17 protein-coding genes are annotated in these 15735 nt (G+C 72.3%); 7 read left to right on the top strand and 10 right to left on the bottom strand.

Annotation, left to right across the window (positions count from 1 at the left end; translation table 11 throughout):
• Together AC13HU_RS13830 and AC13HU_RS13825 are read right to left on the bottom strand one after the other, a co-directional pair.
• Positions 1–516 (bottom strand): DUF6332 family protein (locus tag AC13HU_RS13830; protein WP_483042134.1); only part of this gene is annotated, 516 nt, incomplete at its 3' end.
• Between the two features lie 224 nt (positions 517–740).
• Positions 741–2300, bottom strand: a complete 1560-nt coding sequence (locus AC13HU_RS13825; RefSeq protein ID WP_483042133.1) for an MFS transporter — start codon at positions 2298–2300, stop codon at positions 741–743.
• Between the two features lie 85 nt (positions 2301–2385).
• Here AC13HU_RS13825 and AC13HU_RS13820 point away from each other — a divergent pair, with 85 nt between their 5' ends.
• Positions 2386–2778: a MarR family winged helix-turn-helix transcriptional regulator gene (locus AC13HU_RS13820; protein ID WP_483042132.1), complete on the top strand. Its 393-nt coding sequence runs from the start codon at positions 2386–2388 to the stop codon at positions 2776–2778.
• 93 nt (positions 2779–2871) lie between these two features.
• Here the strand turns inward: AC13HU_RS13820 and AC13HU_RS13815 are convergent, their stop codons facing one another.
• From AC13HU_RS13815 to AC13HU_RS13805, 3 genes are all read right to left on the bottom strand, one after another.
• Entirely contained in the window at positions 2872–3405 is a 534-nt protein-coding gene (locus tag AC13HU_RS13815; RefSeq protein ID WP_483042131.1) for a DUF6907 domain-containing protein, read from the bottom strand.
• 43 nt (positions 3406–3448) lie between these two features.
• Complete coding sequence (locus tag AC13HU_RS13810) at positions 3449–4126, bottom strand: hypothetical protein (RefSeq protein WP_483042130.1); 678 nt, start codon at positions 4124–4126, stop codon at positions 3449–3451.
• A 530-nt stretch (positions 4127–4656) separates the two neighbouring features.
• Positions 4657–5373: a GntR family transcriptional regulator gene (locus tag AC13HU_RS13805; protein ID WP_483042129.1), complete on the bottom strand. Its 717-nt coding sequence runs from the start codon at positions 5371–5373 to the stop codon at positions 4657–4659.
• 57 nt (positions 5374–5430) lie between these two features.
• Here AC13HU_RS13805 and AC13HU_RS13800 point away from each other — a divergent pair, with 57 nt between their 5' ends.
• Together AC13HU_RS13800 and AC13HU_RS13795 are read left to right on the top strand one after the other, a co-directional pair.
• Positions 5431–6240 carry a class I SAM-dependent methyltransferase gene (locus AC13HU_RS13800; protein ID WP_483042128.1) on the top strand — a complete coding sequence of 270 codons (810 nt, stop codon included), beginning with the start codon at positions 5431–5433 and terminating at the stop codon, positions 6238–6240.
• Positions 6237–6896 carry a DUF5946 family protein gene (locus AC13HU_RS13795; RefSeq protein ID WP_483042127.1) on the top strand — a complete coding sequence of 220 codons (660 nt, stop codon included), beginning with the start codon at positions 6237–6239 and terminating at the stop codon, positions 6894–6896. Before AC13HU_RS13800 ends, AC13HU_RS13795 begins: the two co-directional genes overlap by 4 nt.
• A 323-nt stretch (positions 6897–7219) precedes the next feature.
• Here AC13HU_RS13795 and AC13HU_RS13790 read toward each other — a convergent pair whose 3' ends face one another.
• From AC13HU_RS13790 to AC13HU_RS13780, 3 genes are all read right to left on the bottom strand, one after another.
• Positions 7220–7993 carry a maleylpyruvate isomerase family mycothiol-dependent enzyme gene (locus AC13HU_RS13790; RefSeq protein WP_483042126.1) on the bottom strand — a complete coding sequence of 258 codons (774 nt, stop codon included), beginning with the start codon at positions 7991–7993 and terminating at the stop codon, positions 7220–7222.
• Between the two features lie 30 nt (positions 7994–8023).
• Positions 8024–8380 carry an SCO4225 family membrane protein gene (locus tag AC13HU_RS13785; RefSeq protein ID WP_483042125.1) on the bottom strand — a complete coding sequence of 119 codons (357 nt, stop codon included), beginning with the start codon at positions 8378–8380 and terminating at the stop codon, positions 8024–8026.
• A gap of 167 nt (positions 8381–8547) precedes the next feature.
• On the bottom strand, positions 8548–9885 hold the full coding sequence (locus AC13HU_RS13780; protein WP_483042124.1) for an MFS transporter: 1338 nt from the start codon (positions 9883–9885) through the stop codon (positions 8548–8550).
• A gap of 17 nt (positions 9886–9902) precedes the next feature.
• On the opposite strand from AC13HU_RS13780, the gene AC13HU_RS13775 reads away from it, so the two are divergent.
• Positions 9903–11126 (top strand): ROK family protein, encoded by a 1224-nt coding sequence (locus AC13HU_RS13775; protein ID WP_483042123.1) that lies wholly within the window; start codon positions 9903–9905, stop codon positions 11124–11126.
• A gap of 373 nt (positions 11127–11499) precedes the next feature.
• Here AC13HU_RS13775 and AC13HU_RS13770 read toward each other — a convergent pair whose 3' ends face one another.
• Both AC13HU_RS13770 and AC13HU_RS13765 read right to left on the bottom strand, forming a co-directional pair.
• Entirely contained in the window at positions 11500–11901 is a 402-nt protein-coding gene (locus tag AC13HU_RS13770) for an NUDIX domain-containing protein (protein ID WP_483042122.1), read from the bottom strand.
• Positions 11902–11932: 31 nt separating this feature from the next.
• Positions 11933–12898 (bottom strand): ROK family protein, encoded by a 966-nt coding sequence (locus AC13HU_RS13765; RefSeq protein ID WP_483042121.1) that lies wholly within the window; start codon positions 12896–12898, stop codon positions 11933–11935.
• A 404-nt stretch (positions 12899–13302) separates the two neighbouring features.
• Here AC13HU_RS13765 and AC13HU_RS13760 point away from each other — a divergent pair, with 404 nt between their 5' ends.
• From AC13HU_RS13760 to AC13HU_RS13750, 3 genes are all read left to right on the top strand, one after another.
• Positions 13303–14292, top strand: a complete 990-nt coding sequence (locus tag AC13HU_RS13760; protein ID WP_483042120.1) for a LacI family DNA-binding transcriptional regulator — start codon at positions 13303–13305, stop codon at positions 14290–14292.
• A 284-nt stretch (positions 14293–14576) separates the two neighbouring features.
• Positions 14577–15011 carry a hypothetical protein gene (locus AC13HU_RS13755; RefSeq protein WP_483042119.1) on the top strand — a complete coding sequence of 145 codons (435 nt, stop codon included), beginning with the start codon at positions 14577–14579 and terminating at the stop codon, positions 15009–15011.
• Positions 15012–15269: 258 nt separating this feature from the next.
• Positions 15270–15735 (top strand): Scr1 family TA system antitoxin-like transcriptional regulator (locus tag AC13HU_RS13750; RefSeq protein ID WP_483042118.1); only part of this gene is annotated, 466 nt, incomplete at its 3' end.

Genomic DNA, 15735 nt, shown 5'->3' with positions numbered 1-15735 from the left:
GCCCGTGCTGCCCGCGCCGGCACCGCTGCTCGTGGCCCACCGCACCACCCGCCGCGGCCGGTGCGGCGTCACCGTCGGCGCCAACGGCGCCGCGCCCGCGTCCGTACCATCGCCGCCCGCCCAACCGGCGTACCCGTATGCGTATCCGCATCCGTATCCGTCCGGGATGCGCGGCTCGTCCCAGGGGTACGACGGGTCCTGCCGCCGCAGCCGGGCGCGGCGTTCGAAGCGGTGCAGGGTCAGCACGATCCGGCCGAAGAACAGCCCGGCCGCCACGAGCACCGCGGCGCTGACGCAGTCGTCGCGGGCCGAGCCGTGTACCGCGCCCGCCATCACCGGGGTGGTCACGACGAGGAAGCCGGCCACGCCGAGCGCCGCGGCGGTGACCACCGCGTACATCGCCTCGACGGAGGCCGCGTCGCGTTCCGCCTGGGTACGGCGCCCCGTCACGCCCCGGCCGCCCGTGCCCGTCCCGCTCATGTCCACCGCCTCCAGCACTCGCGTCCGCCGCGTCATGGCCCCCTGCTGCCGTGACCGGAACGGCCCGCCGAACCGTGCGGGCCGTTCCGGCCATGGCACTGGACGCCGTACGGTACAGCCACGTTCCCCCGTACCCGCCCGGAATGTACGGCAATTGACGCGATGGTGCCCGGCAGCGGGGCCGAACACGCGGACCGGCCCCGCACGTTCCCTCCTCGCGCGGGGCCGGTCGGTCGTCGGGGCGGCCGGGACGGTGTGGCTCAGTCGCGCGCGGCCACGCGGCCGTCGCGGACGTCCTGCTCGATGCCGTTGGCGCCGTCCGTACCGTCGATGGCGGTACCGGCCGTACGCGTCGCCTCCGTGTCCGAGGAGGCGACGAGGATGCCGTAGGAGGGACGGCGGCGGCGCAGCCCCGAGAGGGTGAGCAGCAGGCCGGCGAAGCCGACCCCGGTGACGACCCACAGGCCGGGCCGGTAGCTGTCGAGGGTGGCCTGCGGGCTCGCGGCGTGGCCGCCGGCGCTGGAGGTGACCACGGCCGTGACGACGGCGAGGAAGATCGCGCCGCCGACCTGGAAGGACGTGTTCAGCAGCCCGGAGACCATGCCCTGCTCCTCGTCACGCACGCCGTTGGTGGCCTGGATGTTCAGCGACGGGAAGGCGGCGGCGAAGGCGGCGCCGAGCAGCAGCATCGAGGGCAGGATGACGGTCGCGTAGTTGGGGTGCAGGCCGATCCGCAGGAAGAGGACGTAGCCGACGACCAGCGAGGTGAAGCCGGCCGCGATCACGCGCGGGGTGCCGAAGCGGTCGACGACCGGCCCCATCCGGGTGGACAGGATCGCGACGAGCGCGCCCGCGGGCAGGAAGGCGAGCGCGGTGTGCATGGCGCTGTAGCCGAGGACGTTCTGGAAGTACTGCGTGACCAGGAACTGGAAGGCGACGTAGGACCCGAAGAAGGTGGCGGCGCCGAGGTTGGCGCGGACCTGGCCGGAGTCGCGGAGCACCCCGAGCCGGACCAGCGGGTGGGACGAGCGCTGCTCGATGGCGGTGAAGGCGGCCAGCAGGACCGCGACGGCGGCGAAGGAGCCGAGCGTGCGGGCCGAGGCCCATCCGACGGACGACGCCGAGACCACGGTGAACACCAGCAGCAGCATCGCGCCGGCGCCGGTGATCGCGCCCGGCAGGTCGAAGCCCCGGCCGTCGGCCTTCTCACGCGGCATCTTCGGGATCAGCTTCAGCCCGGCGATGAGGGCGACCACCGCGACGGGCGCGGGCAGCAGCATCGTCCAGCGCCAGCCGGCCTCGGTGAGGAAGCCGGAGAGCACCAGGCCCATGGAGAAGCCGGTGGCGCCGCAGCTGGAGTAGATGGTCAGCGCCTTGTTGCGGACCGGGCCCTCGGCGAAGGTCGTGGTGATGATGGACAGGCCCGCGGGCGCGGTGAAGGCGGCACTGAGGCCCTTGATGAACCGGGTGGCGATCAGCAGTTCGCCGGAGTCGACCAGGCCGCCGAGGAGCGAGGCCACCGCGAAGACCCCGAGTGCGATCAGGAAGACGCGGCGCCGGCCGAGCAGGTCGGCCGCGCGGCCGCCGAGGAGCAGCAGGCCGCCGTAGCCGAGGATGTAGCCGCTGACGACCCATTGCAGCGAGGACGTGGACAGGTGCAGGTCGCCGCCGATCGAGGGCAGCGCCACGCCGACCATCGAGACGTCGAGGGCGTCGAGGAAGAGCGCGGCGCACAGCACGAGGAGGGTGCCCCACTGGAGGGTGCTCCATCGCTCGTCGGAGCGGGGGACGGTAGGGGACGGGACTGACGGAGAGGTCATGCGGAACAGAGTACATGCACGCGCATCAAGTGCAAGCGCATTTAAGGCCCGTGCATAGTGGTCCGTTTTCTGCTAGCGTGGCGTCATGACCGGCGACAAGGGTGAGCGCGCGCTCGTGCAGGAATGGCGGGACATCCTGGCCGTTCACGCCCGTACTGCTTGCGAGATCGACCGCGAGCTGCATCAGTACGGACTCGGCGCCAGCGACTTCGAGGTGCTGGACGTCCTGATCGGCGACGACGCGGAGGACGGCTGCACCTTCCGCGTGCAGGAGCTCGCCGACCGCGTCCACCTCAGCCAGAGCGCGCTGTCCCGGCTGGTGGCCCGCCTGGAGAAGGAGGGCCTGGTCGACCGCGGCATCTGCAGCGAGGACCGGCGCGGGGTGCGGGTCGCCATCACCGAGGCCGGCCGCAGCCGCTACGAGCAGGCCCGCCCGTGCCACCGCGCGGTGCTGGAGCGGATGCTCGTCAAGTCCTGAGCCGGCGGGGCGGCTGGGCGCCGGCCGACGCCGCGGCCCCTCGCACTTCGGCGAGCGCCGCTTCCCTCCGGCGGAGGGACCCTTGAGCTGCGCTTACGCGGGTCGGTTGGTGTCGTGGCGGGCCCAGTCGCCGCGCGCTTCGATGAGTGCGTGTCGTACGTGGGTGTCCAGCACCTCGGCGTGAGCCCGGAATGCCGCGGCCAGTTCGGTGATGCCTTCCGGTCCGAGGGCTTCCATGCGGTAGTCGTCGACGAGGCGGAAGTTGAAGACGGGGATGCGTAGTTCGGGTTCGGTGGCGTAGGGGTCGCAGTCGATGCTGCCGCTGAAGACCGGCACCGGGTCGGTGTCGTGGCCCGGCTCGTCGGAGCCGTCGGGTGTACGCAGGGGCAAGGCGTGGCCGCAGACGTCCTGGTGGTGGTTGATGTCGCTGAGCGCGATGCCGAGCCGGTCGACGGGGAGTTGGTGCTCGCTGGGGTCGTCGGTGGCCCACGGCGGGAGGTGGCCGCTGATGCTGAATCCGGTGTCGGTGGTGATGGTCCAGGTGCGGCCGCTTGCGGACGACGCGAGGGACGGTTGGTCGGTGGTGGCGGCGAACGTACGATTGTCGGCCGCTGGGGTGATGGGCACGTGGCGTTCCTTGTCTACGGAAGTCCAATGAGGCTCGGCGGAGTCAGGCGGCCGGGTCGTTGAGGTCGATGACGGTGAAGTCCGCCAGCCGCATGATCAGTTGGTAGGCGCGGACCCAAGGCATGCGGGGGTCGCCGAAGGCGATCGGCGCGTCCTCGGCGACCTTCGGGCCGTCGGGCGTGGGGGCGTAGAGGACGCCGTTGACACCGCTGGGGGCGAAGGAGTGGACCCGGACTGCGGCGAATCGGCCGCGCAAGTGAGGGCAGGCGCGGACGGATCGATGGGCGCAAGGACGGCAGACCGGCGGGTGCGCGGTGTCCTCCTCACCGAGGAGGAGTTGGTCGGGGCGGGCGTCGATGAGCCACAGCACGCCGGCGGCCGTACGGTCGGCGGGTCCGCCGCAGATCTGGCAGCGCAGCCCGGCCATGCACAGGCGTTGCCGCAGGCCGTGAACCGCCCCGAACTTCGGTGTGCCCAAGCCGGGTTGTGACGGCGTCCGGGTCCACAGCACGCCCCGCTCGTCCCGGTCGAAGGACCGCTCGTCCGCATACCTGATCCCACGCCCGTCGCGCCGCATGGCGATCGGCATGGCCCCGTCCCGCTCCCCGCTCCAGCGCGCCACGAACGGCACCAAGTCCGCCCGCGGGTCCGGGGCGTGCCGTGCACGGCGATCTGCCTTCGCCGCACCGGCCGCGATCCACCCGTCCGCGGTCGTACTCATCGCTTCGCTCCTGCAGAAGTGGCCCGGTTCGGCTGGACCGTGCGAGGGAAACCGGGCCTCTGGCGAAAAACGGTGTCGGCCAACAGCTCCAGGTCCCCGAACCGCTCCGGCGCCAGTAGCACACCCCACCCGCGTACCGCCTGCACCACCACCCGTCTCGCTGCCACTATCTCCGCCACCTCCGGTTGCACCAGGGGCGTCGATGAAGCGCCAAGGCACCAAGCCCCGAACACGGTTTTCGGGACGCCCACTTGTGGCGGCGCCACATGTGGAGAAGTGCGACCAGTCATGTCCGTCCTGTCCTTTTCACCGATGAAGCCGAAGCAGGGAGCACGGCGGTCCGCGAACGCTGGGTGACGTCTCGTCACGGAGATAGACTGGACCGGTGGACCGGTCCAGTCAAGTCCTAACTCAAACTCGGCTCTAGTGATTCAAGTGCGTTGGTGGAGAGGTTCGTTCGGCGCCGGCGGACGAGGGAGAGCCGGGCTACGGAACGGAGCAGCGTGCACGATGCGGGCCGAGTGCGCGCTCTACATCGGGTAGGTGTCCATCCGCTCCCAAAGCGTTCCGGGCGTGACGCCTTCCTCGCAGACCAGGGGGCGACCGTCGTGGTCGTACGCGATGTGGAGGGTGACGGCCACGGCGGCCGGCGGGTCGAGTTGGAGGTGGCGCGCCTCGTCATCAGTGACGAGGCGGACCGTCGTCACGTCGGTGCCCTCAACCGGATAACGGCCGGTCTGCCGCCTGATGTACCTCGTGGTCCCTTCTGCAATGGGCGCGTGCTGCTCCAGGCGAGGCGCCCGGTCGGCGATGTCAGGCGGGAACCAGGCTTCGACGTAGCTGTACGGAGTTCCGTCCGGCAGTCGCATCAGCCGGGAGCGGCGGAGCGCCACCGCTCCCTCGGCCAGGTTCAGTGCGTTGGCGATTCGGGCGGACGGGGCGGCGCGGACGGGATCACCGACCCGAGTGAAGGGCATGCCGCCGGCCACCCGCGCATTCCCCGACTTCCGGTTGCCGGCCGGGCGCCCGATCACCGTCTCGGTCACCATGAAGCCGGAGCCCTGCCGGGCTTCGACCACGCCGTCGTTGCGCAGCACGTCCATGGCTTTGACCACGGTGGCTCGTGAGACCTGCCACTGCTCGGCGAGGTCCCGGCCTGACGGGAGCATCGCGCCGGGCGGGAACTCGCCGCTCGCCATCCGCACCCGCAGGGACTCAGCGATCTCTTCGTACTTCAGCAGCGCCATGGCTCCTCGTAGGGTCGTCATCTGGACTGGTCCACCGGTGCAGAGGATACTGGCGGGATGGCGTCCCCCGAACTGGCACCCGAGGTCACCACCTTCTACACCAGCCTCTTCGACGAAGGGAGCCGATTGACATCTTCGGCTGACGGAAGACTGGAACTGCTGCGCACGCAGGAGTTGTTGCGGCGCTTCCTGCCGGAGGCACCCGCACGCGTGCTGGATGTCGGTGGCGGGACCGGCGTCCACGCCCGCTGGCTGGTAGCGGACGGATACGAGGTGCGGCTCGTCGACCCGGTCGCACGCCACGTGGAGCAGGCACGCGACATCTGCCCGGCGGAACTCGGGGACGCCCGCGGCCTCGACGCGCAGGACTCCTCGTACGACGTCGTGGCGCTGCTCGGTCCGCTGTACCACCTGCCCGAGCGCGAGGACCGCCTGCGAGCGCTGCGCGAGGCCGCCCGCGTGGCCCGGCCCGGGGGCCTCGTGGCAGCGGCGGCGATCAACCGCTACTCGTCCGTCTTCGAACACACCGCCCTGGCGCACCTGCACCACGAACGCCTGCGGGACTCGATCACGGACATCCTCGCCACCGCCACCTACGACGGTCGGCGCGGCTTCACCGTCTCCTACTTCCACCGGGCGGAAGAGCTCGCCGAGGAAGTGAGGGCCGCGGGGCTCCGGGAGGTCGAGGTGTTCGGCATCGAGGGCCCCACCTGGTCGCTGCTCAAGGCCGTCGAGCAGAGTACGGGCGCCCCGCCGAGCGAGGAACTCTTCCGATCCGCCCTGACCGCCGCCCGCCTGGCCGAGCCCTACCCCGAACTCCTCGCCGCCAGCTCCCACCTCCTGGCCGTCGGCCGCAACCCGGAATGACCGGTTCGACCGGGCTGACGGCGGGCTCCATGGAGGACCAGCCGACGAAGCTCCATGAACGAACCGTTGACGGTCACGGTGCCGACAGAGAGCACGTACTCACGACGTGGATTGTTTCCAGCCGCGAAGCCTCGATGGTTTGGCGTGATCGCCAGAACAATGAACGGTGCCCAGCCTCGCTTGCGAACGAAGGAGAAGGCATGGAGCCCTGCACGGAGTGCGGTGCGCCGATGAACCCGCGGTCCTGTGAGGAGCTATTCCACGCCTTGCTCGCATTGGACCATTCGCGGCGGGCACCGTGGGGACCGCTGCACGGCGTCTCCGTCGCTTGCTTCCTGCTCCAACACCCCAGCCGGCTACCCGCCGACGACGGTGCGATGGCTTGGGCGCTCCTGCGCGCATACATCGACGTCGGCCTCGACGAAGTGAACCAGCTCGTTGGCCAAGCTCGTCGTGGCAACTCCCATTGTGTGAAGGGCCGGCCTTCTCGAAACGCGCTGGACGGGGCGCTGCCGCACCGGGACACGCCGCCATCTCGTTTCGCCGTCACGATCGAAGACGTCGCCGTCGACGGAACTTTCCCCTCCGCAAAGTTCACGGAACGCGTCGGGTCTTGGGCCGCTGCAACGGTCGACGCGTGGAGCCGCGGCGAGTGATCGAAAAGACCTAGGGCCTGCCGAAGGAGTGCGCCCTCCTACCCGTTCGGCCTGTCCACGACGCGCGCGTAGACGACGCTGGTCCGCCTGGCGCCCAGGGCGCTGGAAACGGGGGCTTCCAGGGCGAGCACGGCCGGGTACCGGAACCCGCGCCATGTCACGCGTACTCCCCTACCCGAATCAGCCGTAGCTTGCGTCCGCTGGACAGCCGTTCAGCGCGATGCCGATACCTTCCTCGCGCACCCGGCCATCGCCCGAGTCCTCGGCGGTTACGGTGCCCTGAGGCACCCACGTTGTGAGGGCGCCACAGGGTCACGCGCTCGTCAGGACGCGGCGCCGGACGCCCGCCACAGGTCCATCACGTCGCGGTCGCCGCGCAGCGACAAGCGGTCGTGGGGCAGCCGGTTCCAGAGCGCCAGGTACAACTCGGCGGCCGGTGCGCTCACTTCGCAGTCGGCGCGGCCGTCCGCGCCGCCCCGCTCGCAGCGTGGCGGGTCCGGCGTGAAGTGCAGCGTCCAGCCGCTGTCCCCCGCCACGTCCTCGGTACGCACCCGCAGCGTGCGCGGCTGCGGGCTGCGCGCCCGTTCGCGGCCCTTGCCCTCGAAGCGGAGCAGGAGTTCGTCCACGCCGTCCGCGGCGAAGGCGGGGTCCACCGCGGACGGGGCCAGGCCGGCGGCTGCCTCCGCGTCGACACGGTGGACGGTCGTCTCGTGCGCTTGACGGCGGACCCAGAACTCCAGCGGCGAGGGCGCCGGCATGAAGGTCCAGCACACCAGGTCCGCCGGGGCGTCCTCCAGCACCTCCACGAGCCGGGCGTGCGAGAGCCGGTACCACTCGACGAGTTCACCGCCGTCGGACCCGGTGCCGTCACTCCCCGTGCCGCTCGGTGCCGTGTCGTCGCGCCTGGTGTACTCGGTACGCCCCTCGGCGACGAACCCTGCCGCCCAGCGGTGTACCGACCCGGTGTGCCGCAGCAGGTCGCGGACCCGCCACTTCGGACAGGTGGGCACGGGCGCGTCCAGCCCCGCGCGCTGCGCGGCGTCGGCCAGCAGGGGTCCCTCGCGGCGCAGCGTCTCGATGAACTCGGCAGTCTCCATAGGGGAATTGTGCCGGGTCACCGGAGCCCGTCAACGGGCGGCGACACGGCGCCGGGCGGCGCGCACCGCGTAACCGATCAGCGTGGCGTCCAGGCCCGCGGAGACCACCGCGGCGACCACGGTCAGCGCCCAGCCGGTCCAGCCGTTCGCCGCCGACTGCACGTCCAACCCGCCGACGGCCGCGAACAGCCGCCACAGCGCCGGCGTCCACGGCAGCGTCGCCAGTTCGAGCAGCACCCCGCTGAACGACACCACCGGACCGCCCGCGACCACGGTCTGCAGCAGCACCAGCAGCAGGCACACCGCGACCACGACCAGATAGATCCGCGCGGCCCGCTCACCGGCCACGGCACGGGTGGTGCGGCCGGCCCAGGGCGGCATCTGCATCGGCTCCTCCTGCGTTGCGTACGGTGCCCCGCGCGGGGGCACATCGGGGCACGTGCGGGCGGCAACGGCCGCACGCCACGCGACGTTCGCGGGTTACCGGCGGTCATAGGCCCGAGCGCGCCCACCAGCATGCCGCCTCGACACCGTTCGAGCGCCTGTGATGTACGTCAAACCGACCGGGGCGGGGAAGTGTGCCGTACCGACCAGGCGATCACCGCGGCGACGGCGGCGAGCGCGGAGACCGTGGTCAGCGCGGTGGGCAGGCCGACCGCGTCGGTGAGGAAGCCGATCGCGGGCGGGCCGAGCAGCATCCCGCCGTAGCCGACGGTGGAGGCGGCGGCCACACCGGTGGGGCCGGTCAACGCGCCGGCGCGCGCGATGGCGGTCGGGAAGAGGTTCGCCAGGCCGAGGCCGGTCAGCGCGAAGCCGATCATCACCAGCGCGGTGTACGGCGCGAGCGCGCCCAGCAGCATCCCGCCGCACGCGGTCAGCCCGCCGAGCACCAGCGCGCGGCTCTGCCCGAGGCGGGTGATCAGCGCCGCGCCGGTCAGCCGCCCGATGGTCATCGCCGAGGTGACGCACGCGTAGCCGGCCGCCGCGATCCCGGGCCCGTTGTGCAGGTCCTGCTGGATGTGCAGCGCGCCCCACTCGGCGAGCGCGCCCTCGCCGTACGCCGAACAGCCCGCGATCAGGCCGAACACGGCGACCAGCAGGGCCGTCCGGTGACCGGCGGGGCCCCGCTTCGACGGGACCGGCGCCTTCTCCGCGGGTGTCCGCCCGCCCGGCGTTTTCCCGTCCGGCGCCGGCGTCGTACGCTCCGGGTCGGCCCCGGCCTCAGCCCCCGCCCCGGCCGGCTCGCGCGCGGCGGGAACGCGTACGCGCCCATGGCTGAGCGGGTGGGCCAGCAGCACCCGCCCCGCGAACAGCACCGTCAACAGGCCGATCGGGGTGAGCAGCATCAGATGGGTGGCAGGCGACAGGTGTGACGCCAACAGGCCGCCGATACCCGCGCCGAGCAGGCCGCCCATGCTGTAGGCGGCATGGAAACCGGACATCACCGGGCGGCGCAGCGCGGCGACCAGGTCGACGGCGACACTGTTCATCGCGACGTTGAGACCGCCGTAGGACATGCCGAAGAACAGCAGCACCAGGCCGAGGGCGAGGGCGGAATGGGTACGCGGCGGCAGGGCCACGCTGACCGCCAGCATGGCCGCGATCACGACGGTCACCCGCTCGTTGCCGAACGCCCGGCACAGCCGCCCGGTGAGCATCATCGTGGCGATCGCCCCGACCGACACACCCAGCAGCGCCAGCCCCAACTGCCCGGCGGACGCGCCGACCTGGGCCTTGATGGCGGGGATGCGCACCACCCACCCGGCGAACAGGAACCCGTCCACCGCGAAGAAGACCGTCAACGCGACGCGCAGCGCGCGGAGGTCCGGGTCGGCGGCGAATGTGTGGTGGGATCGGGACAGCGCCGTCCCTATTTTGTTCAGCGTCGGCACAAAGTGAGAATAGAGTGGTGACACAGATTCGGACAAGGCTTGAGCGCGGCCGAGGCGCGCTCGGTCCAGCGCTCGGCCTGGTACACACCGGCCGCGCGCCGACCCGCGCCCTGCTCACCGCGGAACTGGGCGTGACCCGGGCGACCGCCGGGGCGGTGGCAGCCGAACTCGAAGCGCTCGGCCTGATCAGGGTCGACACCCGGCCGACCGGGCCCTCCGGCGCGCAGGGCCGCCCCTCCCACCGGCTGGAAGTGGCCCCCGAAGGACCGGTCGCGCTCGCCGCGCAGGTGCACGCCGACGGCTTCCGGGCCGCGCTGGTCGGCCTCGGCGGCAAGACGGTGGCGACCGCGCCCGGCTGCATGACGGTCCCGGCCGACCCCGCGCACGTACTCGGCGAGGTGGTCGCGGCCGGCGCGGACCTGCTACGCGCCCACGGGCGGGAGTGCGTCGGCGCCGGGCTCGCGGTGCCGTCCGCGGTCGCCGAGCCCGAGGGCGCCGCGCTCAACCCGCTGCACCTGGCCTGGCCGGCCGGCGCGCCCGTGCTGCGGGTCTTCACCGAGCAGGTGGCCAAGGCCGGCATCACCGGTCCGGGCGGCCGTCCGGTGCCCTGCTTCGTCGGCAACGACGTCAACGTGGCGGCGCTCGCCGAACACCGCCACGGAGCCGGCCGCGACGCCCAGCACCTGCTGGTGGTCGCCTCCGGTCACCGCGGGGTCGGCGGCGCCCTCGTCCTCGACGGCCGCCTGCACACCGGCAGCGCCGGCCTGGCCCTGGAAGTCGGCCACCTGACCGTCCGGCCCGACGGCCGGCCCTGCCACTGCGGCTCCCGCGGCTGCCTCGACGTCGAGGCCGACCCGCTCGCCTTCATCGAAGCCGCCGGGCGCCCGGCGGGCCCGGAGATCTCGCTGTTGGAGCAGTCCCGCGACCTGCTGCGTACGGAGTACGACGACCCGGCCGTACGCGGCGCCGCCCACATCCTCATCGACCGGCTCGGCACCGGCCTGGCCGGACTGGTCAACGTGCTCAACCCCGACCGCATCCTGCTCGGCGGGCTGCACCGCCACCTGCTGGACGCCGACCCCGACCGGCTGCGCGCCGTCGTCGCCGACCGCAGCCTGTGGGGACGCAGCGGAAGCGTGCCGCTGCTGGCCTGCGCGCTGAACCACAACAGCCTCGTAGGCGCCGCCGAACTCGCGTGGCAGCCGGTCCTGGACGACCCCTTGGGCGCCCTCGGCGGCTGAACGGTCCAGCGCCCCGGGCCGACCGGACGGTGCGGCGGTATGGCGGTACGGCGGGGGCGAATCGGCACGGCGGGACGGCGGGAGGCGAGTTGGTACGGCGGCACGGCACCCGTGTCGCCGACCGGCCCAGACAACGCCAGGGGACGTTCGAACTCGGTCCGGGCGCGGTCGAGTTCGGGAACCGAGTGACGCAATGGACCTGCACCGCAAGGGCAGTGGGGCGCCCATGACACCAACCGGCCGAACCCACTGCGCAGTTCTGCGCCACGTCGCGCCGACGGCGAAGCCCGCCTCGACGGCCGGCCGCCACGCGCCCGGCAAGGCATCCAGGCCCACCGGGATCGACGCCCGAGTCGGGCTCGCCGCGCCCAGGTCAGGGTGTGCGGAGGGACGGGAGAACGCGGGTGTAGAACTCGCGGTCGGCGGGGAAGACCGGGGTGAGGGCGAGGTACTCCGGCGGCGTGACCCAACGGGTCTCGGCGACCTCGCGGGGGTCGGGGACGACCTCGCCGTCACTGACGCGGGCGGTCCACCAGTGCAGCAGGAACACGCCGTCCGCGGCCCGCGACTCCCAGACCTTCGCGGCCGGGGCGACCGTGAGGCCGACCTCCTCGCGCATCTCGCGGACGAGCGCGTCCTGCTGGCTCTCGCCCGGTTCGAGGGTGCCGCTCGGCGGCGCCCAGTAGCCGGGCATACGGGCCCCGGGCCCCCGTCGGATGACCAGGACCCGTCCGGCCCGCAGCAGTACCGCGACGACCGCCTCACGCCCGTCCATGACACCCCTCCCGTCAAGTCCGGGACGGAGCCTACGCGGTGGTGGGGAACAGCTGTAGCGCCTGCGCGGCGGCCGCGGCGGCGCCGACCAGACCCGCGTCGGTACCGAGCTTCGCGGGCACCACGTCGACACCCGCCGCGAAGGACAGCGTGGCGTAGCGGGACAGGTGCTCGCGCAGCGGGTCGAAGAGGAGCGGCCCGGCCGCCGAGACACCGCCGCCTATCACGGCGACGTGGATCTCGACGAGCGTGGCGGTCGCCGCGATCGCGGCGGCGAGCGCCTGGGCGGCGCGGTCGAACGACGCCAGGGCGACCGGGTCGCCAAGGCGAGCGGACTCGGCGACGGCCGCGGCGGTCGGCTCCGCGCCGGCCGGCGGGCACCAGCCCTCGTCGAGCGCGCGCCGGGCGATGTTGGGGCCACTGGCGATCCGTTCGACGCAGCCGGGCGACCCGCACGGGCACGGGTCGCCGTCGAGTTCGACGCTGATGTGCCCGATGTGCCCGGCGTTGCCGGTCGGCCCGGGCAGGAGGGCGCCGCCGAGCACCAACCCGCCGCCGACGCCGGTGGACACCACCATGCACAGCGCGTTGTCGTAGCCGCGCGCCGCGCCCTGCCAGTGCTCGGCCGCGGTCATGGCGACGCCGTCACCGGTCAGGACGACGGGCAGGCCGCCGGCCGCCGCCGAGACCCGCGGTACGAGCGGGAACTCGCGCCAGCCGGGCACGTTGACGGGGCTGACGGTGCCCTGCGCCGCGTCCACAGGACCAGCGCTGCCGATGCCGACCGCGACGGCCCCGGGCCAGTGCGGGGCGGCGCGCAGTTCGGCGAGTACCTCGTCGACCGCGCGCATCACCCGCTCGCCGTCCTGGCCGCCAGGCGTCGGGCGCAGCGCGCGCGCCAGCAACCGCCCCTCGGAATCGATGAGGGCGCCGGCGATCTTGGTGCCGCCGATGTCCAGTGCGGCCACGAATGGACCGGTCGCGCTGTCAGGGTGCATCGCTGCGGCGTCTCCTTGTGCGTTGTGCGTGCGTGGTGCCCGCGGTGGGCGCTTCGTGGTGCGTCGTGTGTGGTGCGTCGTGCGGTCGTGCGTCGTGCGGTCGTGCGTGACTTGTCGGGTGTGGTGCGTGCTGCTCGGTGGTCGGCGTGCGCCGGTCGGCGGTCGGCGATTCGGTGCTGCGGTCTGTCCCGTCGGGCGTTCTGTGTGCGTTCTGTGACGGTCGGATGTGTGCGGAGCGTGGATATTCGGTCGCGGGACGTTCGTACTGCGCTGGTTGTAGGGGCCGTATCGACAAGGGTGCGGACGAGGGTAGTCTCGCCTGATCGTGACAACGTTGTCCATCTCTTGCCGCAGGGAATACTACGACCGTGACCCAAACACCAGGACGTACACCCCGGCCCACGATGAAGGATGTCGCCGCGCGGGCGGGCGTCGGCCTCAAGACGGTGTCACGGGTGGTGAACGAGGAACCCGGTGTGACACCCGATACCGCAGCCCGCGTTCAGTCCGCCATCGACGCGCTGGGGTTCCGGCGCAACGACAGCGCGCGACTGCTGCGGACCCGGCGTACGGCGAGTGTCGGCCTGGTGCTGGAGGACCTTGCGGACCCCTTCTACGCCGCGCTCAGCCGGGCGGTGGAGGACGTGGCCCGCTCGCACGGCGCGCTGCTGTTCACCGGGTCGAGTGCGGAGGACCCGCGCAGGGAGCAGGAACTCGTCCTGGCGTTCTGCGCGCGGCGGGTGGACGGGCTGGTCGTGGTGCCGGCCGGGGACGACCACCGCTACCTCCTGCCGGAGATCGCGGCCGGGGTCGCGACGGTCTTCGTGGACCGGCCGGCCGGGCGGCTCGACGCGGACGTGGTGCTCACGGACAACGCGGGCGGTACGCGGGAGGGCGTCGCGCATCTGATCGCGCACGGCCACCGCAGGATCGGGTTCATCGGGGACCAGCCCGGCATCCACACCGCGGGTGAGCGGCTGCGGGGGTACCGCGAGGCGATGGCGGCGGCCGGGCTGACGGTGCGGCCCGAGTGGTACGCGATGGGGCCGACCACGCCGGAGCGGGTCGAGGCGGCGCTCGACGCGATGCTGAACGGGGCAGAGCCGGTGACGGCGCTGTTCGCCGGGAACAACCGGGTGACGGTCACCGCGGTGCGGGTCCTCGCGGGGCGGCAGGAGCGGATCGCGCTGGTCGGGTTCGACGATTTCGAGCTGGCGGATGTGCTGGACCCGGCGATCACGGTGGTGGCACAGGACGCGCCCGGCATCGGGCGGGTGGCCGCGCAGCAGTTGTTCAGGCGGTTGGACGGGATCGCGACGGACGGGGCCAGCCGGACGGAGTTGCCGGTGCGGTTGATCGAGCGGGGCTCGGGGGAGTTTCCGCCGGAGCGGTAAGTGGTCCGCCCGGGGACCTGGTGCCGTCATTTCCCGGACCACCGGACGGTGGTGGGTGGGCGGTGTGGCGAGGCAACGGCCGGTGAGGAGCGGTCGGGCGGATACCCGGGCGTACCGTGAGGGTGTGGCGAGCGAGGACCTGGGACGGACGCTGCGGCGCTTGCGGCGGCTGGCCGATCTCACGCAGGAGCAACTGGCGGAGCGTTCCGCCGTGTCGGTGGACGTCATCCGGCAGTTGGAGCAGCGGCGCAAGCACTCGGCTCGGCGGGCACGTCGCCGTACGCATGGGGAAGACGGACCTGGCACTGACCGGCCTGGAGCGGGCGATCGACGCGGCCGAGCGGTCCGCGGACCCGCTGCTCGTGCCCATGATCGTGAACTCCGTGGCCTGGACGTACCAACGGCAGGGCCGGCTCACCGACGCCCTGGGCGTCGCCCTTCGCGCCGCCGACGCGATGAAGGACGCCGGTCACACGAGCACCGCCGACGGGCTCAAGGTCTGGGGCGCGCTGACCATGAACGCCGCCACGTCCGCCGCCCACACCGATCTCGGCGACGCACCCGGAGCCGTCAAGACCCTGGAGTCGCTGCGCCGCGTCGCGCCGACGTGGATGCAGCACCACACCCTGGCTGTCGCCATCGTCCGCGACCTGTGGTCCCTCCCCAACCACACGCCCGGCCTGCGCCCGCTGGCGGAGCTCCTGGGCGTCGTCGCTTAGCGTGCCGAAAGTGGGACGCAGCGTCCCCGTCGCCCTCCTCCATGCACGGAGAGCCTGAGTACGAACGCCCGCGACTCGAAAGGAGCCCGGGATGACGTCCCCACCGTGCCAGGAAGGACCGGCGACCTCGATGAGCAGAGGCAAGCAGACGGAGGGCATCGACTGGGAGTGGTTGTCGGCGCGGGAGTTGTACGCCAGTGAACTGGCCTACCGGCGGCAGCAGGCGGGGCTGACGCTCATGGAACTCGCGGCAAGTGCATGTACGAACAGTCCTACCTGCACCGGCTGGAACGGGGGCAGCGCCTCGGCACCGTGGAAGCAGCCACGGCGCTGGACGAGGTGTACGGCACCGGCGACCTCCTGGTGAAGCTGTGGCACCTGGCCAAACGCGAAGCAAAGGACCGCCCGTTCCTCGGATTGGCACCCTTGGAGGCGGACGCGGTGAGCGTCCAGGAGTACGCCGTCAGCGCGGTGCCGTACCTGCTCCAGACCCGGGAGTACGCCGAGGAACAACTCCGCACCGCCCGCCCGCACCACATCCGCAGCTGCCTGGAACTCATCTTCTTCCAGGACGGCCACACCATCGCCTACACCCAAAGCAGTTGGAGCGGCCACCTCGTCGAAGAACCCGAAGACGTCGAACCCCTGCGGCTCGCCTACGACCTGCTCCGCGACACCGCCCTCACGCCCACCCAATCCCTGACCTTCCTCCGCACCGCGCTGG

The sequence above is a fragment of the Streptomyces sp. NH27 genome, from assembly GCF_056859195.1.
This window is presented reverse-complemented; position numbering and strand designations above follow the sequence as displayed.